17 protein-coding genes and 3 pseudogenes are annotated in these 20447 nt (G+C 68.8%); 9 read left to right on the top strand and 11 right to left on the bottom strand.

Annotated elements, in window-relative coordinates:
- Positions 1–316 precede the first annotated feature (316 nt).
- A complete protein-coding gene (locus AB0472_RS28650; protein WP_366360401.1) occupies positions 317–1288 on the top strand; it encodes an alpha/beta hydrolase in 972 nt (323 codons plus the stop codon).
- Positions 1289–1308: 20 nt separating this feature from the next.
- A complete protein-coding gene (locus AB0472_RS28655) occupies positions 1309–2028 on the top strand; it encodes an alpha/beta hydrolase (RefSeq protein WP_366360403.1) in 720 nt (239 codons plus the stop codon).
- 61 nt (positions 2029–2089) lie between these two features.
- On the opposite strand, the gene AB0472_RS28660 is transcribed toward AB0472_RS28655, so the two are convergent.
- Positions 2090–3232: a low temperature requirement protein A gene (locus AB0472_RS28660; RefSeq protein ID WP_366360405.1), complete on the bottom strand. Its 1143-nt coding sequence runs from the start codon at positions 3230–3232 to the stop codon at positions 2090–2092.
- Positions 3233–3294: 62 nt separating this feature from the next.
- Positions 3295–4662, bottom strand: coding sequence for an NAD(P)/FAD-dependent oxidoreductase (locus AB0472_RS28665; RefSeq protein ID WP_366360407.1), 1368 nt, complete (start codon positions 4660–4662; stop codon positions 3295–3297).
- 231 nt (positions 4663–4893) lie between these two features.
- Here AB0472_RS28665 and AB0472_RS28670 point away from each other — a divergent pair, with 231 nt between their 5' ends.
- Positions 4894–5469, top strand: coding sequence for a DNA starvation/stationary phase protection protein (locus AB0472_RS28670; RefSeq protein WP_366360409.1), 576 nt, complete (start codon positions 4894–4896; stop codon positions 5467–5469).
- A 1629-nt stretch (positions 5470–7098) separates the two neighbouring features.
- On the opposite strand, the gene AB0472_RS28675 is transcribed toward AB0472_RS28670, so the two are convergent.
- From AB0472_RS28675 to AB0472_RS28685, 3 genes are all read right to left on the bottom strand, one after another.
- A complete protein-coding gene (locus tag AB0472_RS28675; protein ID WP_366360411.1) occupies positions 7099–7233 on the bottom strand; it encodes a hypothetical protein in 135 nt (44 codons plus the stop codon).
- Between the two features lie 152 nt (positions 7234–7385).
- A complete protein-coding gene (locus AB0472_RS28680) occupies positions 7386–9071 on the bottom strand; it encodes a hypothetical protein (protein ID WP_366360413.1) in 1686 nt (561 codons plus the stop codon).
- Positions 9072–9216: 145 nt separating this feature from the next.
- Positions 9217–9801, bottom strand: a complete 585-nt coding sequence (locus AB0472_RS28685) for a LamG domain-containing protein (protein ID WP_366360415.1) — start codon at positions 9799–9801, stop codon at positions 9217–9219.
- A 181-nt stretch (positions 9802–9982) separates the two neighbouring features.
- On the opposite strand from AB0472_RS28685, the pseudogene AB0472_RS28690 reads away from it, so the two are divergent.
- From AB0472_RS28690 to AB0472_RS28700, 3 genes and pseudogenes are all read left to right on the top strand, one after another.
- Positions 9983–11107 (top strand): annotated as a pseudogene (locus AB0472_RS28690) (DEAD/DEAH box helicase); the annotation flags it as partial.
- Positions 11108–11153: 46 nt separating this feature from the next.
- Positions 11154–11558 (top strand): CBS domain-containing protein, encoded by a 405-nt coding sequence (locus AB0472_RS28695; protein ID WP_366360417.1) that lies wholly within the window; start codon positions 11154–11156, stop codon positions 11556–11558.
- Between the two features lie 50 nt (positions 11559–11608).
- On the top strand, positions 11609–11917 hold the full coding sequence (locus AB0472_RS28700) for an SCO5918 family protein (protein WP_366360418.1): 309 nt from the start codon (positions 11609–11611) through the stop codon (positions 11915–11917).
- 98 nt (positions 11918–12015) lie between these two features.
- On the opposite strand, the pseudogene AB0472_RS28705 reads toward AB0472_RS28700, so the two are convergent.
- Together AB0472_RS28705 and AB0472_RS28710 are read right to left on the bottom strand one after the other, a co-directional pair.
- Positions 12016–12202: pseudogene (locus tag AB0472_RS28705) on the bottom strand (hypothetical protein); the annotation flags it as partial.
- 46 nt (positions 12203–12248) lie between these two features.
- Positions 12249–12526: pseudogene (locus AB0472_RS28710) on the bottom strand (ATP-binding protein); the annotation flags it as partial.
- 943 nt (positions 12527–13469) lie between these two features.
- On the opposite strand from AB0472_RS28710, the gene AB0472_RS28715 reads away from it, so the two are divergent.
- Both AB0472_RS28715 and AB0472_RS28720 read left to right on the top strand, forming a co-directional pair.
- Positions 13470–13808, top strand: a complete 339-nt coding sequence (locus tag AB0472_RS28715) for a MerR family transcriptional regulator (RefSeq protein ID WP_366360420.1) — start codon at positions 13470–13472, stop codon at positions 13806–13808.
- Between the two features lie 243 nt (positions 13809–14051).
- Positions 14052–14255, top strand: coding sequence for a cold-shock protein (locus tag AB0472_RS28720; protein ID WP_030212004.1), 204 nt, complete (start codon positions 14052–14054; stop codon positions 14253–14255).
- 267 nt (positions 14256–14522) lie between these two features.
- Here the strand turns inward: AB0472_RS28720 and AB0472_RS28725 are convergent, their stop codons facing one another.
- The 3 genes from AB0472_RS28725 to AB0472_RS28735 form a co-directional block, all read right to left on the bottom strand.
- Positions 14523–14984 (bottom strand): hypothetical protein, encoded by a 462-nt coding sequence (locus AB0472_RS28725; RefSeq protein WP_366360422.1) that lies wholly within the window; start codon positions 14982–14984, stop codon positions 14523–14525.
- A 451-nt stretch (positions 14985–15435) separates the two neighbouring features.
- Entirely contained in the window at positions 15436–16554 is a 1119-nt protein-coding gene (locus tag AB0472_RS28730; protein WP_366360423.1) for an acyl-CoA desaturase, read from the bottom strand.
- Between the two features lie 7 nt (positions 16555–16561).
- The gene (locus AB0472_RS28735; protein WP_366360425.1) at positions 16562–17617 is read right to left on the bottom strand and encodes a ferredoxin reductase; all 1056 of its coding nucleotides are present in this window, start codon (positions 17615–17617) and stop codon (positions 16562–16564) included.
- Between the two features lie 87 nt (positions 17618–17704).
- On the opposite strand from AB0472_RS28735, the gene AB0472_RS28740 reads away from it, so the two are divergent.
- Positions 17705–18844 (top strand): helix-turn-helix domain-containing protein, encoded by a 1140-nt coding sequence (locus AB0472_RS28740; protein ID WP_366360427.1) that lies wholly within the window; start codon positions 17705–17707, stop codon positions 18842–18844.
- Between the two features lie 496 nt (positions 18845–19340).
- On the opposite strand, the gene AB0472_RS28745 is transcribed toward AB0472_RS28740, so the two are convergent.
- A complete protein-coding gene (locus AB0472_RS28745; RefSeq protein ID WP_366360429.1) occupies positions 19341–20156 on the bottom strand; it encodes a hypothetical protein in 816 nt (271 codons plus the stop codon).
- Positions 20157–20447: the final 291 nt, after the last annotated feature.

The raw sequence follows: 20447 nt of genomic DNA on the forward strand, positions 1-20447 counted from the left end.
ACCGGGCGAATTCCACCGACACTCGTCGTGCCCTGAGAACGAGGACAGGCCCTGTGTGTGAGAGGCCGCGGCTGCTTCGCCATCACCTTAGGCAAGGCAGATGCGCCTCCATGTTCTGCCGGTGCACAGGACTTGTCCCCTTAGTGCACTGACTCATCCATGCTCTGAATGTGATGGGAGAGGCTCGAAGGCAGCCGTGCACTGTGAGGACAGCAGCGTTGCGCCCGTGGGCAATTGCCGCGTGCTCGGTGGTTCTAGCGTGGCTGCCGTATTGCCGGAAGGGCCGGCGTCCCCATGACCATTCCAGGAGACTCACATGTCCGATGCCATCGAGCCGGTTCAGCCGGTGCTGGAACCGGCGGCAGCCGCCTTCGCCAAGGCGACCGCCAATCCGCCCTACCTGTTCGACCTGCCTCCGGCAGAAGGACGCAAGGCCGTCGACGAGGTGCAGTCCGGCGAGATCGACAAGCCGGCCGTCGACGAGGAGTGGATCACCGTCTCGGGCGGGCCGACGGGCGGCATCCGCGCGCGCATCGTCAAGCCCGCCGGCGCCGAGGCCACCCTCCCGGTGATCATCTACATCCACGGCGCGGGCTGGGTGTTCGGCAACGCCCACACCCACGACCGCCTGGTGCGGGAACTCGCCGTCGGCGCGAACGCCGCCGTGGTCTTCCCCGAGTACGACCTGTCGCCCGAGGCCCGCTACCCGGTCGCCATCGAGCAGAACTTCGCGGTCGCCCAGTGGGTCGTTCAGCAGGGTGCGACGAAGGGGCTGGACGCCGCCCGCATTGCGGTCGCCGGTGACTCGGTGGGCGGCAACATGGCCGCCGCGCTGACGCTGATGGCCAAGGAGCGCGGCGGCATTCCGCTGGTGCAGCAGGTGCTGTTCTACCCGGTCACCGACGCGAGCTTCGACACCGGCTCCTACCACCAGTTCGCTGCCGGTTACTTCCTGCGCCGCGACGGCATGCAGTGGTTCTGGGATCAGTACACGACCGACGAGGCCGAACGGGCGCAGATCACCGCCTCCCCGCTGCGGGCCACCCCCGAGCAGCTCGCAGGTCTGCCCCCGGCCCTGGTCATCACCGGCGAGGCGGACGTGCTGCGGGACGAGGGCGAGGCGTACGCCAACAAGCTGCGCGAGGCGGGCGTTCCGGTCACCGCGGTCCGCTTCCAGGGCATCATCCACGACTTCGTGATGCTCAACGCCCTGCGCGAGACCCACGCCGCCGAGGCCGCCATCACGCTGGCCACCGGCACCCTGCGCGCCGCCCTGCACACCGCCTGAACCCGAGGAGACACCCCGACATGACCACGACCACGCCCACCGTCCTGCTCGTTCATGGTGCCTTCGCCGACGCGGCCAGCTGGTCCGGCGTCATCGCCGAACTCCAGGGCTACGGCATCCCCGTGATCGCCCCGCCCAACCCGCTGCGCGGCCTCGCCGCCGACGCCGCCTACGTCGCCTCCGTGGCCGCCCAGATCGACGGCCCCGTCGTGCTGGTCGGCCACTCCTACGGCGGCGCCCTCATCACCGTGGCCGGCGTCACGGAGAACGTCGTCGGGCTCGTCTACGTCGCCGCCTACGCCCTGGAGGAAGGCGAGAGTCTCGGCGAACTGCAGGGCCGCTTCCCGCTCTCCCCGCTGGCCAGCAACCTGAAGCAGTGGACGTACCCGGTCGAGGATGGTGACCCCGCGGTCGAGGTCACCATCGCCGCCGACGCCTTCCCGTCGGTCTTCGCCGCTGACGTGCCCGCCGACGTCACCAAGGTCCTGGCCGTGGCCCAGCGGCCACTGGCCGCCGCAGCGTTCGAGGAGACGGCCGTCGCGGCCGCGTGGAAGACAAAGCCGTCCTGGGCCCTGGTGGCCGGAGCGGACGAGGCGATCAACCCCGAGGTCGAACGGTTCGGCGCCAAGCGCGCCGGGGCGACCGTCGTCGAGATCGAGGGCGCGTCGCACGCGGTCGCCGTCTCCCAGCCCAAGGAGGTAGCCGACCTGATCCGCGACGCCGTACGGGCGACGAGCTGAGACGAGGGGCACACCAGCTGCGCGGACGAACTCGCTTCGTCCGCGCAGCCGTGTTTTCACCTCAGTGCGGCACTCGCTCGGTCCGGTCGGCCAGCGTGACCACGACGACCAGGGCCGCCGCCAGCAGACCGGCGATTACGGCCGGCGCCGGGGAGCGACCGGCCACCAGCACAGCGACCGCGACAGCGGGAAACGCAAGCTGTTCGGCGCCGCTCCGCTGGTGCGGCCGGACGTGTACGGCCCACACGGTGATCAGGAAGATCGCCGCCGGCATGGTGATCGCGACACCTGCTGCCGGCGATGGGACATCGGTGCGCCGCGTGATCAGCTTGGCGTACGCCGAAAGGCCGGCCCCCTCGGCGGCCGCCGAAGCGAAGATCAGGTAGTGGCCGTACGCCCAGGTGAACCTCTTGCGGTGGGCCTGGTGCGTCGTGGCGAGCAGCGTGTGCGCCGGTCTGGCGAAGTACAGCCACCACATGGCGAAGACCATGAGCAGGCCACCTGCTGCCAGCAGGTACAGCGCACCGGCGTTGTGGTGCCGGTCGAAGGCGCCGCGGACCGCCGTCGTGGCGGCTGCGACGGACTCACCGAGCACGATGAGAGTGAACAGTTCGTACCGCTCGGCGATGTGGTGCGGGTGCCACGGGGTCATCCCGGCGGACTGCGCCCACACCGGGACGGAAAGCTCGGCGACGATCAACCCGATGATGGCGGCCAGTTGTGCCGAGGCCGGGAGGAAGAGCACTCCGACCCAGCCGATCTGGCAGCCCGTCACTCCGACGGCGAAGCGAAGCGCCGTCCGCCGCCGGCCGGGGTCCGATCGCGCGGCACGCAACCACAGGACGGCCAGGGCCGTACGCGCTAGGGCGTATCCCAGCGTGATGACACGCAGGTCGCCTTCCTCGAACGCCCGTGGGACGCCGGCGGCGAGAATGAGGGACCCCGTGATCTGGAGCAGCACCGTCAACCGGTACGGGACGTCGTCCGGGTCGTAGGCGGAAGCGAACCACGTGAAGTTCATCCACGCCCACCAGATGGTGAAGAACACCAGCGCGAAGCGCAGGGAGCCCGTGATGTAGTGCCCGCCGGTCACCGCTGTGCTCAGGCTCGCTGACGCCTGCGCCACCGCTATGACGAAGCAGAGGTCGAAGAGGAGTTCCAGCGATGTGGCGGTCCTGTGCGGTTCACCGGGGTCCCGGCCCATGGTGCCGCCGGATCGCCCGTGCCATCGTCCGGCTCGCCGCGTACGTCGAGGGGAGAGGCGGCTCAGCGAAGGGCTCCCAGAGCGGCTTCCACAGTTCGGTGGAAGGTGGGATAGGTGTAGATCATGTGCCTGAGGCGCTCGACAGGCACCTCCGCGTGGACGGCGACGTTCAGCCCGTACAACACCTCACCTCCCGCCGGTCCCGCCGACGTCGCCCCGATCAGCACGCCCCGGTCGGCATCCTCGACCAGTTTGATGAACCCCTCGTTGCCTCGCCCGTGGATCCAGCCGCGTGTGGAGGAGGCGATCGGCACCACGCTGGTGCGCACACGCAGCCGCTGGTCGCGCGCCTGCCGCTCGGTGAGTCCCACGGCCGCGATCTCGGGGTCGGTGAAGGTGACGCGGGGCAGCGCCCGGTAGTCGGCGTCGAGGCCGGGACGCCCGAGGATGTCCCGTACGGCGATCTCCGCCTGGTACATCGACACATGCGTGAAATTGCCGCGGCCGGTGACGTCCCCGATCGCCCAGAGCCCTTCCTCGGCCCGCATCTGCCCGTCCGTGCGCACGGCTCGTGCCGAAGGGTCGAGACCCGCTGCGTCGACACCCAACTCGGCGAGGTCGGCGCGGCGCCCGGTGGCGACGAGAAGCCGTTCGGCGCGCAAGGGCTCCTCCTCGTCCTCGAGGTGGACGATGAAGCCGGTGCCGTCATGGCCCACCTGTCGGGCCCGGACCGAGGTGAGAATGGCGACGCCGTCCGCCCGCAGGACCTCCTCGGCCAGTTCCCCGGCTTCCGGTTCCTCCTGCGACAGCAGCCGCTCCTGCCCCTCCACCACCGTGACCGCGCACCGGAAGCGGGCGAAGACCTGGGCGAGTTCCACGCCGATGGCGCCTCCGCCGAGCACGATCATCGAGGCCGGCAGCTCCTTGGCCGCTATGGCGTCCCGGTTGGTCCAGTACGGCGTCGAGGCCAGGCCCGGGACCGGAGGAATCCGGGGCCGGGTGCCGGTGGCAAGAACCACACCCCGCCCGGCCTCGAACGTGCGATCGCCGACCGTCACCTGCCGTGGTCCGGTGAGCCGCCCCGTTCCGCGCACGAGCCGACCGCCCTTCGCCACGAGGCGTTCGGCGGCTACCCGGTCGTTCCAGTCGTCGGTGGCCTCGCCTCGAATACGTCCGGCAACCGGGCCCCAATCGGGAGTCACCTCCGCCTCACCGGCGAGGAAGGTCACGCGGCCTGCCTCGGCGAGCAGGTTCCCGGCTCGGATCATCATCTTGCTGGGCACGCATCCCCAGTACGGGCACTCGCCCCCGACGAGCTCGGCCTCGATCCCCACCACATCCAGTCCGGCCTCTGCCAGCGTGCCCGCGACGTACTCGCCCCCGGGCCCCAGACCCAGGACGACCACATCGGCCTGTTCGCTCACCCTCATGTCTCTCCTCGCTGCTCGTCGGCTCACGCCGTCCGCGAGAGGTTAGAAGGGTCGAGGCACCGGGCCCTGTCCGTCGGCGCACGGTGACTTGCCCGAGAACGCACACCGGGCACGGACCCCTCGCCCAGTGCGCTGCCGAGCACCACCGCATGCGCTCCTGGGCAACGAGTCCGCCGCGCGGGCACCTAGCGTCTCCCCTGTACACAGAGCCCAGACCGCAGGAGGCGGATCATGACCACCAGTGCCCAGCACGTGGGCAGCCAGCCGTGGCTACATCAGAAGGGTGAGATCATCCAGGAGTTCGGGACGGTCAAGCAGTTCCCTCTCGGCCTGTCCTACGAAACCCGCATGTACTCCTGTCAGCGGCTCAACAGAGTCCTGGCGGACACTCAGATCCTTTACGGCCTCTACAAGAAGCACCACTGGCTGATGCGCGGGGCGACCTTCTACCAGCTGCACCTGGTGCTGGACAAGCATGCTGGGGAGCAGCTCGAACTCGTCGACGCCCTCGCCGAACGGGTCCAGACCCTGGGCGGTGTTGCAGTGGGGGACCCCCGGCACGTCGCCGAGATCACCTCGATCCCACGCCCCCCGGACGGCGTGGAGGAGGTGCCGGCCATGCTGTCCCGGTTGCTGGCGGCGCACGAGACCATCCTGACCGAGGCCCACGACGCGGCAGCCCGTAGTGCGGAGTTGGGCGACGACGGTACCAACGACCTGCTGGTCTCCCAGGTGATCCGGACAGGCGAACTCCAGGCGTGGTTCCTCGCCGAGCATTTGGTCGACACACCCCTGGTCCGTGCCTGAACGGGCCTGAAGCGCTGATGTTCGCGGCGTGGCTCGGCGCGAGCAACGCCGCGGCGTGCCGTTACACGGCCTGGGTCCGCGGTCAGCGGGGCGCGGGCTCTATGGCGGGAACCGAGCACCGGCCGCTCTGCGCCGCGCCCCGCGCCGGGCCCTCATCGCCTCACGGCGTAGACAGACGGACCTTAATGCCTGGCTCGTCGACAGTCGGACTCTGCCCCCGCAGTGCGCTGCCGAGTTCGTCACCAGTGCCCCACACGCCGGCGATGAAGCTGATGACCACCCTGCCCGCGAACCCGACGCGCTGCTCGAACTCGCAGCCTTGTGCGGGTACCTGCCGCACGCACTGGAGATCGTGGTCAGTCTTCTGCGTAGACGCCGGCACTGCGCCAACTGCTCGGCGCCGTACGCCTCTAATCGCTCCAGCTCGGTGAACCCGAGCTTCGCCGCGAGGCGCGTCGAGCGGACGTGGCTTGGCGTGTGGTCTTCGGTCACGCCGCCTGCTTGAGCTCGTGCTCGACAGGGCGGATCCAAGGCGCCATCGAGCGGTCGTCGGCCTCGGCGCGGACACAATCGTGTACGCAAGAGCCGCGCGAGGCGACAGGCGCAACGGCCGCACCCAGAGACGGGACCGTCTGGCCTTCCAAGGCAGCAGGCCGATGACTGTGGGAGCGCGCTGATCCCTGTCCGGTAGTCGGACCGGGGCCCGTCATGTGCTGGCGCCATTGGTGAAACTTGCGGGTTGAACGTGTTGTCGCCCTTCGTGAACCGTTGTGGTCGGCCAGAGGCGGATTCAGGGTGTTCCATGTGCTAGGGATTGAGCATGTTCTGCGGGCCTGGGCCGGGGGCAGTGGGTGTGGGGAGCATTGGTGGGTGCTGTCCCGCGGCGGGGTTTGACTCTTGAGATCTCCGACCGGGGTGTCTTGCTCACGCTGTGCCGACCGACACCCTGGACGCTACGGCTGCAGACCGCGCGTCTGGGCCCGATTCAACAAGTCAGGAGCCTGCCGATCAGTTGTGGCGTCGTCACGATTCTGACCGCCCGATGCGGCTCGGTACCGGCAACGTGACGCGCCATCGGACCGGAGGGGGGACGGGCATGTCCAGTTCGACCATGTCCAGTACGCTGCCTGCCCCGCAGACTTGTCGTCGACGCTCTGCGGGATACCGCGACCTGCTGAAGTAGGCCAGGAAGTGGGGAGCCGTGAGGCTGCCCGCGAGGTCTTCCACTTGGTCGGAAAGCTACAGCCAGGACCCCGCTCATAGGGGCTGTCGTGACAGATGAGAGGGTCAGGCGGGTGAGCGAGACACCACCGAACACCCTCCAGTACCGCTTTGACGGGCCAGAAGACGCTCCGGTCCTGATCTTGGGTCTCTCACTGGGTACCACATGGCACATGTCGTAGAAGCCGTCCAGCGCCGTCCATCCAGTCCTGTGCGGGCATATATGTCCAGCTTCGAGATCCTGTGCCGAGAGGGTGTCTCCTGGGCGGTCTCCGCAAGCTGGTCTTGGGGGAACGTTCGCCGGTGTCGGTCCGTTCGCCGGCTGGGTGTGGCTGGCCGCCGCCGCGGACGTGGGCTGGCCCGCGCCGCTCGTGTCGGAGTCGGCGCGGGCCCTGTTTCGGCGGTGGGTCAGTGCAGCGCGCTGACTTCGGTCGCCGAAAGTGTGCGTGGGTAGACGTGGACGTCGGCGGCGGAGCCGGGGAAGGCCAGGTAGGGGGTGGTGGCGGAGGCGCTGTTGATGCAGCCGCCGATGGTCAGGGGCATGGAGGAGTCGTACTGGGGGCTGAGGTTGGTGGCGGTCCCAATGAGGGTGCCGTTCTGCTAGGGGGCCATGTTGCCGGTGGTGGAGCCTCCCGGGGCGGGTGCCCGGAAGACGGCGACGAGGTGGGTCCAGGTGTCGTCGCCACGGGCGACGGCTAGCGGACGTCGACGTAGTCGGTGACCCGGTTGCTTCTGAGGTAGTGGTCTCCGGTCTGGCGGTTGACCGCGAGGGCCCAGGTGCCGTCCTGCTTGGCGGCCACCATGCCGATGAGGTGGCCCTTCTTGTCGGTGTCCAGCTCGCAGACGTAGTGGTAGGTGCTGGAGCCGCGGGGTTTGAAGTAGAGGGTGGGCCAGGCGTCGTCGGTGAGCGGTTTCCAGGTGTTGCCCTTCTTGTACTGGAGGGTGCCGCCGAATCTGATCGGCTGTCCCTTGCGGACCGGGTCGGGGGAGGCGTGGAAGCCGGTGATGCGGGTGGCGTAGCGGTACAGGTGTACGGGCTTGGTGGTGCTGGTCGCCAGGTCGGGGTTGCCGTTGAAGCGGGCACGCCAGTAGGCGTCGGTGTCCGGCGCAGTGAGGGTGCGGGCGAACGTCTCCAGGGACAAGGGCTTGTTGTAGCGGATCTTGATGGGGATGGTGGTGGCGTTCTTCCAGCCGCTCTTGCCGTCCTTCGAGTACTGCAGAGTGACAGTGGGCTTGGCGGGCCAGTGGGCGCGTGCGTCTTCGTAGTAGACATAGCCGTCGTCCACATGGAGGGCCGAGCCGTCGTCCAGGGACACGCCCGCGTCGATGTGGGTGGTGTAGGCGACGTGGAGGCTGAAGGGTTCGGTGGCGATCTGCTGGAAGGGCATGTCGCCGGCACCCGCCATGAGCTCGGCGGTCGGGGCGGCGTTGTACGAGGAGACGGGCAATGTGTAGGCCCCTCTGCCGTCGGTAGTGGTCTCGCCGACTACGAAGGCGGGAAGACCGTCCGAGCCGAGGCCGAAGAGGGTGATCGCGGTGTTCGGCAGTGGCTGCCAGCCTGCGGTGGTCTGGATCTCGGCGTGGCCGGTGACGGTGCCGGAGGTGCCCTGTTTCAGGTTCAGGGCGTGCGTGCTGGCCGTGAAGCGGACCGGTGCCTGTGTGGTGTGCAGGTACTGGTAGGGGTACGTCAGCAGGTCGATGGCTCCGGGGTAGCGGTCGGACGGCTGGGGTGCGGCGGACAGCTGGACGGACGGGTCGGTGGGCACGAAGGCGGTGGTGAAGTGGCCGTCGGCGCCGGCGGTCGCGGTCAGCCGGCTGCGCCCGGCGTTGACGCTGACCGGCACGTCGTCGGTGGAAGCCGGGGCGTCGGGGTCGCGGGGGTCCTGGGCGACGACGGTGCCGCTGACGGAGACCTGCTGGTGGAGGTAGTCCGGCACGCTCGGGGTTGCGGTGAGACCGGAGATCGTGAGGATGGTCCGGTACCGCAGGTTGTGTGGCGAGAGGGCACCGGTGACGGTGGCGCCGGAGGCGTCCTGCAGATCGACGGTCACCCGGTAGTCGCCGAGCTCCGCCAGGTGGACCGGTGCCCGCCAGACTCCGGAGCGGGCGTCGTCTCCCGAGTACTGGGTGAAGTCCTCGGTCGAGCCGGCCTCCGGGGCCCCGTCCGGCGCGTCCAGAGGATAGAAGTGTGCCGTGATACGGGTGAGTGGGCTGTCGGAGTGCGCTGTCACGAAGATCAGGCCCGGCTCGTACCAGCCGTCGGCGTCGGACAGGACGGGCCCGCCGGTGGTGCCGTCCGCCTGCGCCGGGGCGAGGCCCGTGAACAGGGAGGCGGAGAGCGCGGTCGCCGTGGCCGCCGCCAGGAAGGTGCTGCGTCTCATGATGGTCCCCCAAGGAACAAGTCGACTGCGAGCGAGAGTACGGAGATCGAACGGGAGGGGTGTGCCAGGTCACACCCCCGCTGGGCTCCCCCCAGGAACAGGCGGTCGACTCGGGTGCCCCCCCGGTCGACCGCCTGAACTCACACTACTGTTCAGTCGAGTTGGCTGATCTTGGGGTTGTCACCGGTCGCGGCTGCGTCGGCGGGGGCAGGGCGGTGTTGTAGATGTGGATGTCGCTGATCGAGCTGTTGGCGTATTCGCCGTAGCTCTCCAGGGCGATACGGCGGCCGATCTGGACGGGTCCGGTGGCGTTCCAGGGGGTGCCACCGAAGGCTTTGGTGTCGACCTGGCGTCCGTTGACGTAGAGGGTTATTTGGTTAGTGGAGGCGTCGTAGACGCCGACGAGGTGGGCCCATTGGCCGATGGTCGGGGTTCCGCCGTAGGTGGCCGTGAAGGTTGTGCCGGTGTTGTCGTTGTGCAGGTTGAAGGCCCAGGCGTGTTTGCTCGAGGAGTAGTAGAGCTGGAATCCGTTGGAGTTGCCGGCGGTGTCGGACTGGGAGACGAAGGTCGAGTTGGCCGTGAGCGAGCTGGGATTGGCCCAGGCCGAGACGGTGAAGCTCTTCGAGGTGTCGACGGCCGGCCCGCTGCTGGCGGCGTAGCCGGTGGTGCCGGTGAGGCTGAGGACCTTGCCGCGCTGACCGTCGGTGGCCCAGGTGTAGGCGCCTCCCAAGGAGGCTGGGAGCCCACCGCTGCAACCGGCGTCTGTGGCGGTGGCACAGTCGGCGGCGGTGTTGCCGGTGCCGTCGTCAAGGTTCCACCAGCGGGTCGCAGTGTTGGTGGCGGTGCCCAGGGAGACGGGGGCGGCGAAGTTGGCGGTGGTGCTGGTCGGGGTGGTACCTGGGTACTCGATCGGCCTCGCCCTGCTCGCGCGTACCGCTGGGCAGCGTGCTGAGCCCCGTCAGCCGCTGGGGCTGATCCTCGTACCCACGCGTGAGCTGGCACAGCAGGTGACCGACGCGCTGACCCCGTACGCCCGCTCCGTGCGGCTGCGGCTGGCCACGGTGGTGGGCGGCATGTCGATCGGCAGGCAGGCCGGCGCGCTGCGCGGCGGAGCCGAGGTCGTGGTCGCGACCCCGGGCCGGCTCAAGGATCTCATCGACCGCGGCGACTGTCGGCTGCACCACGTGGGCATCACCGTGCTGGACGAGGCCGACCAGATGGCTGACATGGGCTTCATGCCCCAGGTCACCGCGCTGCTCGACCAGGTGCGCCCGGAGGGGCAGCGGATGCTGTTCTCCGCCACCCTGGACCGCAACGTCGACCTGTTGGTACGCCGCTACCTGACCGACCCCGTCGTGCATTCGGTCGATCCGTCGGCCGGTGCGGTCACGACGATGGAGCACCACGTCCTGCACGTCCACGGCGCCGACAAGCACGCCGCCACGACCGAGATCGCCGCCCGCGACGGCCGCGTGATCATGTTCCTGGACACCAAGCACGCCGTCGACCGGCTGACTCAGGACCTGCTCAACAGCGGGGTGCGGGCCGCCGCGCTGCACGGCGGTAAGTCGCAGCCCCAGCGCACCCGCACGCTGACGCAGTTCAAGACGGGGCACGTCACCGTGCTGGTGGCGACCAACGTCGCGGCGCGCGGCATCCACGTCGACAACCTCGACCTCGTCGTCAACGTCGATCCGCCGACCGACCACAAGGACTACCTCCACCGCGGCGGCCGTACCGCCCGCGCCGGCGAGTCCGGCAGCGTCGTCACCCTGGTCACGCCGAACCAGCGCCGAGGCATGGTCCGCCTGATGTCGGACGCCGGAATCCGGCCGCAGACCACCCAGATCCGCTCGGGCGACGAGGCCCTGAGCCGGATCACCGGCGCCCAGGCCCCGTCCGGCATCCCGGTCGTCATCACCGCACCGGTGGTCGAACGCCCCAAGCGCAGCGCCACCTCCCGAGGCCGCCGTCGCCCCGCCTCGGCGACCAGGCGCACCCCCGGACGCCAGGCCGGCTTCGGCGCGGTGGCCTAGAACTCTCGTGATCAGGAAGCCGGCCCATCTCTGCAGGAGGCACCTTTTGACGCTGATTCGACGCAGTCCTTGCCCGGCGGACGCCGACCCCGCGCACAGGACAGCGGTGGGGGTCATGGACGCGGCAGGACCGCAGGTCTGTGACGGCATGAGCGTCGAGGTGACGCTGGCCGTCATGGCCGCCGCCCGCACGGTCCGACTGGTCGTCTGCGACCAGGACGGCCAGTGCACCGGCCTGGTCACCCATGCCGAACTCGCCGCCGTCCGTGACCGCTCCGACTACACGGACCGTGTCCGCCTGCGCGACATCCTCGGCGACCACGGTTCGTTCGCCTCACCCGTGACCACGTTGGCCGAAGCCGAGCACGCGATGCGCACCCGTCGGCTCGGTGTCCTGCCGGTGGTCGACGAGCAACGCAGCGCCCTGGGCATCCTCGCCCTCTCCCGCTGAAACACCTCGCCCCTGGTCGGACCGTTCTTTCCTTCTCCCCGTGAGGCCACATGCGCTGTGTCATCGCCCGCTTCCCCTTCGAGCTCACCAAGGGCGGCGTGCTGGAATCGATGAAGGGCATCAAGCCCGAACCGGTCACCGGCGAATCGGTGATCATCGGCCGCCGCCACTACCCCGTCAAGCAGGTCGGCCAGGTCATCACGCGCCAGGACCGCCGTGACTTCAGCGCCACCGAAGTCCTGCGGGCCATGGCTGCGCTCGGCTTCACCTGCCGCGCCGTTCCCAAGGCAGCGTCCCCGGGCATTCTCAGCCCGATGCAGCACGCCTCCGCGATGCTCGGCACCCCCGTCACGGCCTGACCGGGCAAACAGACACGAGCCGACACCTGAGCAGCAGCGTGGGCCCGACCGGTACGCCGGCCGGGCCCACACCGTGTGCAGCGGGCTCCGTCACCGTTGCCCTGCAGGATCCGGGTGACATCGAAGTGCAGACGCGTGGGCGGCGCGTCCTCCTTCACGGGGGCGTCGACGACGGCGGGCGGTGATGACAGCGCCACCGGTGGCCGCGACCAGGGACATCTGGTTGCTCTGGCCGGACTCCACCAGGGCGGCAACGTCAACCGGCACCTCGTCGGGCTGCGGTATGAGGCGGACCATGTTCGTCGGCCATCCGGCTGCTTGAGCGGTGACGCTACCGGGCAAGGAAGGCGCTCACGGTCTCGCCGCCGGAGGCCCGGCGGGTGACCGCCGTGGCGTGGGCGAGCCCGGTGCCCCTGGGCCAGCCGAAGCCCGCGGTACCGCCGTTCAGGTCAGGGGTGCGCATGCGCGGCACATGCCGGCTGGGATCGTGACCGGTGACCCGGATGGTGTCGGGGTGCAGCGGCCCCCACCGTGGCGCAGGGCATTGGTGACGAGCTCGGAGACGACCAGGACCACGGTGTCCGCCGCGTCAGGAGCCACGGTCGGCTGCGGCGCCGGCAATCGTCGTGATCATCAGGGTCACCCTGATCTCTGAATCGCCCATGCCCCCTGCCCTGGCTACCCGACCCCTGTGCCCCGCCCTCCACCTGCCAACCCCGCAGAGCCCCAGTGCCGGCCAGAGCCTCGCAGCTGCTTGAACCATCCACGGGGACCGGTCGAGGCAGACTGGTCGAGGCGGCGTACCTCATCTTCCAGCGCGCGGAAATCTATACTCGCTGAAGTAGACATCGGCCGATGCTGTGGTTAAGGTTTCTGTCGTAGCCGAGATCAAGAGAGGCCCGGCAGAGATGAACTGCCGGGCAGCAGTACGCAGTTGCAGTTGGCATGACGGTGCGGTGGTGGAGTTCCGAAGCCAGAGTGGTCGCAGGACGGCGACGGGACTGACGACCGGACCGGGTGGCCCGCAGTGATCAGGGGCCGCCATGAGCAGTACCGCAGTGGCAGTACCAGTAAGTGAAGGTTCGCAGTACCCAGCAGTGAAGTCAGTGAGCAGTACCTCGGTGAAGGCGTCGGCTGCGGGCGCGCGCACCGGGAAGTTCGGCAGTGGGGTTCCAAGCCAGAGCAGACGCAGGACGGGCGACGGGGCTGGCTGTCGAAGCGTGGCGCTGTTCGAGGCCACTAGTGGTTCGCGGTATCAGCAGTTGCAGTTTCCGTTAGTGAGTAGTTGATCAAGAGGGAAGAACGGAGGAGCCGAGCGCCATCAGGATCGCCCGGGTGGAAGCCTTGGACCCGGGTACCGCAGGACATCGATAGTGAGGTGGTCTCCGGTCGAGCAACCGCGATCCCCGCGCCCCCGACAGCGTCTCGGTCGGGTCTGCGGAAACAGAGGGCCGGTGCAGTATCAGGGCCGGCAGATGGTGTAGGAGTTCCTTCGGGGCCCTGGTGCCAGTACGGCGCCAGGGCCCCTCGAGGTGCCCCAGAGAGAGGTGCAATGACAGCAGACGACACGTTCGGCCGTCTCGATGACGACGACTACCCCGCCTACACCATGGGCCGGGCCGCCGAGATCCTCGGCACCACACAGGGCTTCCTGCGCGCCATCGGCGAAGCCCGCCTCATCACCCCGCTGCGCTCCGCGGGCGGACACCGCCGCTACTCCCGCTACCAGCTGCGCATCGCAGCCCGCGCCCGGGAACTCGTCGACCACGGCACCCCCATCGAGGCCGCCTGCCGCATCATCATTCTCGAAGACCAGCTCGAGGAAGCCCAGCGCCTCAACGCCGAATACCGCCGCGCCACCGAATCGGCGGACCCGACCGCAGCAGCGTGAGACGAGCGTGCCCGTCCGCGTCGGCGGGTACCGCACGCATGGTCTGCCGTGCGGTGCGATCGTTTCCTGTGGTGACGCGGCGTGTGGGCGTGTAGCGTCTGCGTCAGCTGTCGTGGTTCGGAACTCCCCCTTGCCCACGCCTTCGGTGTGGGCGTTTTGCTGTGCTGTGCCGCAGGGACCAGGGCGATCACCTCTGCCTTCCACATGGAGTGGTAGGCGTTCATCGACTGGAAGGCATCAGACATGGCAACCGGAACTGTGAAATGGTTCAACGCGGAGAAGGGCTTCGGTTTCATCGCCCAGGACGGCGGCGGCCCGGATGTCTTCGCGCACTACTCCGCGATCAACTCCACGGGATTTCGTGAGCTCCAGGAGGGCCAGGCCGTGACGTTCGACGTCACCCAGGGCCAGAAGGGTCCGCAGGCCGAGAACATCACCCCGGCCTGACCTCACAGACCCGCCCGAGGGATCGCGCACACTGCGTCCGGTGAGTGCCGCCCGTGTGGGCTTTGCCGCCCACCGGGCGAAGCGCCTGCTCTCGTGCAGGGCGTGCACAGGATCAGGGGCCGCGCAGCCATGGCTGCGCGGCCCCTGATCCTGTTGAGACGGGTGTGACCTCGGCCGAACTTCCCGACCTCAGTTGCTTCGAGCGTCGTCCGGTGCGGGCCCCGTATGCCCTGCGCCTCTGTGCGCGCAGTTCGGAGCAGTAGACGATCAGGTGCTCGTCCAGGCGGCGAGGAAGGCTTGCCGTCCAGCCGGATCGTCCCATCTGCGGTCCGCATGCAGAACGCGCCAGGCGGTGAGCTCGAGATCTCGGAGCCACAACTCGCCGATGACCTGTGTCTTGAGGTCGGGCAAATGGTCGGACTCGGCGAGGGCTTGACCGATCACCTCCCCGGCCGCCACGCGCTGGGGCGGAGTCATCTCATCGACGGCCGAGAGGATCTGCCTGGCCAGGGCGGTTCCCTCTCCTTCCAGAGAACGCAGCACCTGAGCCTTCATGTTGACCGGTAGCAGGTACGCGGTGCCCGACGACCTCCACAGGTCCGACCAAAAGCGTTCGCCTGCCTCAGTGGGGGCAGGCAGCGCGGCCAGCAGCCCGAGGAGATGACCGGTGGCCGCATAGCCGTCGGAGTGGGCCGCTGCGACGACTGCGATGCCGGCGACGCCCTCCACATCGAGCCGGCCGCCCGCCGACCGCCCCAAGCAGCCGACAGCGCCCCACCGCGGCAAGCGGCCGGTCCCCCCGCCCCAGCCGTTCTACGGTGTGGAGATGAAGTTCATCAACGGCCGGTGGGTGCAGATGCACCCCGACTCCGAATAGTGGCCGCTCGTCATGTCGGGCCGGTCCGAGGCACGGCCTGCGTCCGGGTGTCACGCGCGAACGTGAGCGTTTGAGACCAGCCATTCGTGCAGGTGGCCTGTCGGGTTTGCCTCCGGAGAAGCCTGCCGCGTTGTGACGCTCCAGCACCTCGCTGGCCGCCCCGAACACCGCAAGAGCGCTCTGACCTTTCTCCGTGCCTCCTGACGTGTTTTCGATGACGCATCACGCGGAGTGCGTGGCGATTCTGGAGCCTGCTGACAAGGGCGCCTGACCTCGGGTTCGTGAGCCAGGCGCTTGTACCCATCAGGCGGCGACGAGCTCCTGCTCACGGTCCGGCGTCTTGACCTCGGGCTTCTTGTTCGGCAGCGAGAGCCGGAAGACCTTGCGCCACGCGGAGAACACCTGTTTGGGCAGCGGTCCGGTGACGTACTCCAGCTCGTACTTCTCGAACAGCGCGCGCACCTTCACCGCGACCTCGGCGTACCGGTTGCTCGGCAGGTCCGGGAACAGGTGGTGCTCGATCTGGTGCGACAGGTTGCCGGTCATGAAGTGCATGGCCCTGCTGCCGCTGATGTTCGCCGAGCCCATCATCTGGCGCAAGTACCACTGCCCGCGCGTCTCGCCCTTGATCGACCGGCGCTCGAAGACCTGCACGCCCTCGGGGAAGTGCCCGCACATGATCACCGAGTGGGACCAGATGTTGCGGACCAGGTTCGCGGTGAACGTGGCGGCGAGCGTGGTGAGGAACGACGGACCCGACAGCACGGGGTGGATCACGTAGTCCTTGAGCACCTGCTTGCGGATCTTGCGGCCCACGGCCTTGGCCCGCACGCGGAACTCCGGGTTCTTGCGGCGGCGCTTGTGCAGGTTCTTGCCGAGCTCCAGGTCGTACGCCGCGATGCCGTACTCGAAGAAGCAGGCGTTGATGAAGTTCCACAGCGGCTGGCCGAGGTGGAACGGGTGCCACTTCTGGTCCTCGTCGACGCGCATGATGCCGTAGCCGAGGTCGTTGTCCTTGCCGATCACGTTGGTGTACGTGTGGTGCAGCTCGTTGTGCGAGTGCTTCCACTGGTCGGCCGGCGAGACGTGATCCCACTCCCAGGTGGTGGAGTGGATCTTCGGGTCCCGCATCCAGTCCCACTGGCCGTGCAGGACGTTGTGGCCGATCTCCATGTTGTCCATGATCTTCGCCACGGACAGACCGGCGGTGCCGAGCAGCCACGCCGGCGGGAAGATCGAGAACAGCAGCACGCCCCTGCTGACCAACTCGAGCTTGCGCTGCGCCGAGATGACCCTACGGATGTAGGCGGCGTCTTTCTCCCCGCGGCCGGCGATCACCTCGTCGCGGATCGCGTCCAGCTCACGGCCTAGCTCCTCGATCTGCTCCGCCGTCAGGTGGGCGGTGGGGTCAATGGCGGTCAAAGTGCTCCTACCGTTCGATGTCGCAAGGGCCCGCCGCGGCGGACACACAGGTCTGGATGAGGACGCCCGGCTCGGCCTCGGTGATCTCGCCGGTGCGCAGGTCGCGGACGGCGCCCGCCTTGAGCGGCGTGATGCAGCCGAAGCAGATGCCCATACGGCACCCGGACGGCATGAGCACGCCGGCCTCCTCGCCGACGTCCAGCAACGGCGTGGCACCGTCCGAGTCGACGGTCTTGCCGGTGGCGCTGAACGTGACCTCGCCGCCGTCGCCGGCGACGACGATGCCGGGGCGGAAGCGTTCGGTGTGCAGGCGCACTTGGACGCCGTGCCCGCTCCAGTGCTCTTCGGCGGCGTCAAGCAGGCCCGCGGGCCCGCAAGCCCAGGTCTCGCGCTCGGCCCAGTCGGGCACGAGTTCGTCGAGACGGGCGATGTCGAGCATGCCGTCCGTGTCGGTGTGCACCTCGATGAGCCGCAGCTTCTCGTCCGCGACCAGATCGTGCAGTTCGTTTCGGAAGATCACGTCCTGCGCCCGTGGCGCGCAGTGGACCATGACGACGTCGTCGAACTCCGTGTCGCGCAGCATGCCCATCACGGGCGTGATGCCGCTGCCGGCCGTCAGGTAGAGCACCTTGGCGGGCTTGGCCCGCGGCAGCACGAAGTCACCCGTCGCCTGGTCGAGCTGGATCAGCGTGCCCGGTTTCGCCCTGCGGACCAGGTGGTTGCTGACCTTGCCGTCCGGGATCGCCTTCACAGTGATCGTGACGCGGCCGTCCTGGCGGTTCGTCGGCGAGGTGAGGGAGTAGGCACGCCACAGGCGCACCCCGTCGACGTCGACCCCGATCCGCACGTACTGACCGGCCGTGTGACCGCGCCAGCCCCGTCCCGGCCTGATCACGACAGTCGCGGCGTCAGCCGTCTCGGGGTGCACGGCCTCGATGCGCCCCCGCAGGTCGGCGCCCGCACGCAGCGGGCTGACCAGGTCGAGGTAGTCCGACGGCAGCAGCGGCGTCGTGACCATCTCCAACAGTTTCCACGCCCTGCTGCGCAGGGCTGCACTCGTCATGACTCCAGCTTGCTGCGTCTCAGGGCGTAAAGTCCTGACCGTAGGACGTGAATCTGGTGGGTGGAATTGTTCGCAGGGAATAAAAACGTGAGTCGTGTAACCCAGAGGGCCAGCGAACTGGCCCTGGATGAGACGACGGTCACCGCACTTCGGGCCGCGCTGAAGACCACCGCCGACGAGGTCGTCCAGGCGATCATCGACGAGGTCCCGCCCTACGCCAACGCACTGACGGGCCACATGGGCGCCACCATCCGCCGAGCCGTCCGCACCGCCCTGGGGCACTACCTGGACCTCGCGAGCGGGAACGCCACAGGCGGCGACGGCGGTGACGCGGCCTACGAGCTGGGCCGCGGCGAGGTGCGCGACGGCCGTTCGATGGACGCCCTGCTCAGCGCCTACCGCGTCGGCGCCCGCGTGGCCTGGCGATGCCTGGCAGCGGGCGCCGTGTCCACAGGTCTGCCCGCCGCCGAGGTCGCCAAGTTCGCCGAGCTGACCTTCGCCTACATTGACGAGCTCTCCGCCGCGAGCGCCGCGGGCCACGCCGACGAACTGGCCGCCCGGGGCAGGGCCCACGAGCGCCACCTGGAACACCTGGCCCGCGACCTCCTCGCCGGCGCGAGCCCGGACGTGCTGCTGGCCTCTGCTCAACGGGCCGGATGGCAGCCTCCGGTTACGCTGACGGCGGTCCTGCTGCCCGCCGCCCAGGCCCGGCCCGCCTACCGCACACTCGACCCGAGCACCCTCGTCCTCGACGATCTGCCGGACGCCACCGGTGTGCTGCTCGTCCCCGATTCCGACCGATCACATCTCTTGCGGCAGCTGACCGACCGCACCGCCGTGGTCGGCCCGGCCCGGCCATGGACTCGTGCGTCATCCTCGTACGCACGAGCCGCACGCGCGCGCTCCCTCTCCTCTGATATCCGCGACACCGAGGACCACCTGCCCGAGCTGGTGCTGAGCGCCGACGTGGACGCGTTCGCAGACCTGCGTGCCCGAGCCCTCGCACCGTTGCGCACCTTGCCTGTCGCGACCGCACGGCGGCTGGAGGAGACGTTGCGGGCGTGGCTGCTGCACCAGGGCAGGCGGGACGAGGTGGCGGCGGCGTTGTTCGTCCATCCCCAGACAGTCCGGTACCGGATGTCGCAGCTGCGGGAGCTGTTTCCGGATCTCGCATCCCCACACCGGGTCCTTGAACTGACGCTGGCGGTCGGTCTTCGGGCCAGTTGACGCGTACTTCGACCGTCCACGAACTCCCGGCGGATCCCGGCATCGTGCTCGGTGTCTACCTGGACGTCCTTGCAGCCGGGACGGTTCGGGCGAGCGACGCGATCAAGGTGCAGTAGGTCGGCTGACAGGGAGCGTTCCACCACGAGTCGCCCACCTGCCGATCCGTCAGGCCCGCGTCTCGCACGACCAGCCACATCCGGTCGCGACTGAGCGGGAGTTGGCCGGGAAGGACGCCGGTCGCGTCGAGCAGGGTGTTGGCGAAGGCTGGAGCGACCGGGTTGAAAGGGCGGACTGTCGGCCGTGACGCCCCGTTTGACTCCCTGGGCACCCACATGCATGGCGATGGGCCAGGAAGTGGGATCTGACCGCGGGTTTTCCGAAGATCGCTCAGGTGGACACCTTTCCGATGACCCACCAGGTCGGTGTGCCGCGATTGAACCGGTCGCGAAGAGCCCCTGAACTGCGGTTGTGGGCGCACAATGTGCGGTGCGGGCGTTCAGTGGGTGGGACCGTAAGGGCTCCAGTGCCCGAGGAAGGGTTTCAGGTCGTCGGCTTGTGGCTTGGGAATGTCGGGCAGCCGGGGCGGTGTGTTCAATGGGTCGAGGCGTTCAACGGTGGCCGCTGCCCAGCTGATCCATTCCTCGGCTTCGGTTCTGGCCTGGCCCGGAGGCATGTCCTCGACTCGCGTGCGTACGGTGCTCACGTATTGGGTCAGTCCGGTGGCGTGTCGCCATGCCGCTTCCTGGGCTTCGAGGTGCCGGACGCGGTACGCCTCTGCGTACCGGATGCGGGCTTGTTCCGTTGCGGCTTCCCAGCGGATGCGCTTCTGGCGTGCCGCTTCGGCCTCGTCCTGACGTCTGCGTTCGGCGGCTTGGCCGCGCAGCGTGACCTCCTGTGCGATCTCGGCGAGCTGCTGTTCGAGGGCGCGGCCGGGAGCGTCGGCCCATTCGCTCGCTCGGTGTGGCCGGCCGCCGCTGAGGATGATGCGGAGGCGTTCGGATGGGGTGTAGTCGAAGCGGGGGATTCTGACCCAGGAGTGCTTCTTGGCGTCGGCGAGTTCCTTCTCGGTGGCGACGTGCTCGGCCCGGTCCTGCTCCTGGAGGAAGACAAACCCCACTGTCTGGCCCTGTGCGGTGATGGTGAAGTGGGGATTTGCCCTGCGGCGGCGATGAGGTGGGGGTGCGAAGCCGGTCTGCCCGGCCGAGCAGGTGTGTCCGTCGGCCTCGGCGGCGGTGATCAGTGCCTGGATGAGCCGGAGAGCGCGTCCTTGGACGGGCTTGGTCAGGCCCAGGGGCTGGCGTTCGTTCTGCATGGCCCGCACCACGGTGTGCGGCCGAGTGAGCCGCGAGGGCGCGGGGACGGGGTCGAGGACGGCAAGGCGCCAGTCGGGGATGTCGACGAGCTTGATCTCGTACCCGTCGCGGCACCAGTTTCCGTACAGCTCCTTCGTCTCCGGAACCCTTCCGGACCTGCGTGCGGCGGCGACGCGGGACGGCCACTTCTCCAAGCCGGGACCGCTGCCGCTCTTGACGATCCTGCCGCCGGCCTCCGCGAGCTCCTGTAACAGCTGCTCCGTGAGCGTCACACGAGGATGTGAGGGAGG

Source organism: Streptomyces sp. NPDC086777 (assembly GCF_040702065.1).
In the GTDB taxonomy this organism is placed as follows: domain Bacteria; phylum Actinomycetota; class Actinomycetes; order Streptomycetales; family Streptomycetaceae; genus Streptomyces.

Bases quoted from the DNA above. Each gene is read 5' to 3' on its own strand.
- AB0472_RS28650 (WP_366360401.1), top strand. From the start codon at position 317: ATGTCCGATGCCATCGAGCCGGTTCAGCCGGTGCTGGAACCGGCGGCA.
- AB0472_RS28655 (WP_366360403.1), top strand. From the start codon at position 1,309: ATGACCACGACCACGCCCACCGTCCTGCTCGTTCATGGTGCCTTCGCC.
- AB0472_RS28660 (WP_366360405.1), bottom strand. From the start codon at position 3,232: ATGGGCCGGGACCCCGGTGAACCGCACAGGACCGCCACATCGCTGGAA.
- AB0472_RS28665 (WP_366360407.1), bottom strand. From the start codon at position 4,662: ATGAGGGTGAGCGAACAGGCCGATGTGGTCGTCCTGGGTCTGGGGCCC.
- AB0472_RS28670 (WP_366360409.1), top strand. From the start codon at position 4,894: ATGACCACCAGTGCCCAGCACGTGGGCAGCCAGCCGTGGCTACATCAG.
- AB0472_RS28675 (WP_366360411.1), bottom strand. From the start codon at position 7,233: ATGCCCCTGACCATCGGCGGCTGCATCAACAGCGCCTCCGCCACCACC.
- AB0472_RS28680 (WP_366360413.1), bottom strand. From the start codon at position 9,071: ATGAGACGCAGCACCTTCCTGGCGGCGGCCACGGCGACCGCGCTCTCC.
- AB0472_RS28700 (WP_366360418.1), top strand. From the start codon at position 11,609: ATGCGCTGTGTCATCGCCCGCTTCCCCTTCGAGCTCACCAAGGGCGGC.
- AB0472_RS28715 (WP_366360420.1), top strand. From the start codon at position 13,470: ATGACAGCAGACGACACGTTCGGCCGTCTCGATGACGACGACTACCCC.
- AB0472_RS28720 (WP_030212004.1), top strand. From the start codon at position 14,052: ATGGCAACCGGAACTGTGAAATGGTTCAACGCGGAGAAGGGCTTCGGT.
- AB0472_RS28735 (WP_366360425.1), bottom strand. From the start codon at position 17,617: ATGACGAGTGCAGCCCTGCGCAGCAGGGCGTGGAAACTGTTGGAGATG.
- AB0472_RS28745 (WP_366360429.1), bottom strand. From the start codon at position 20,156: ATGCAGAACGAACGCCAGCCCCTGGGCCTGACCAAGCCCGTCCAAGGA.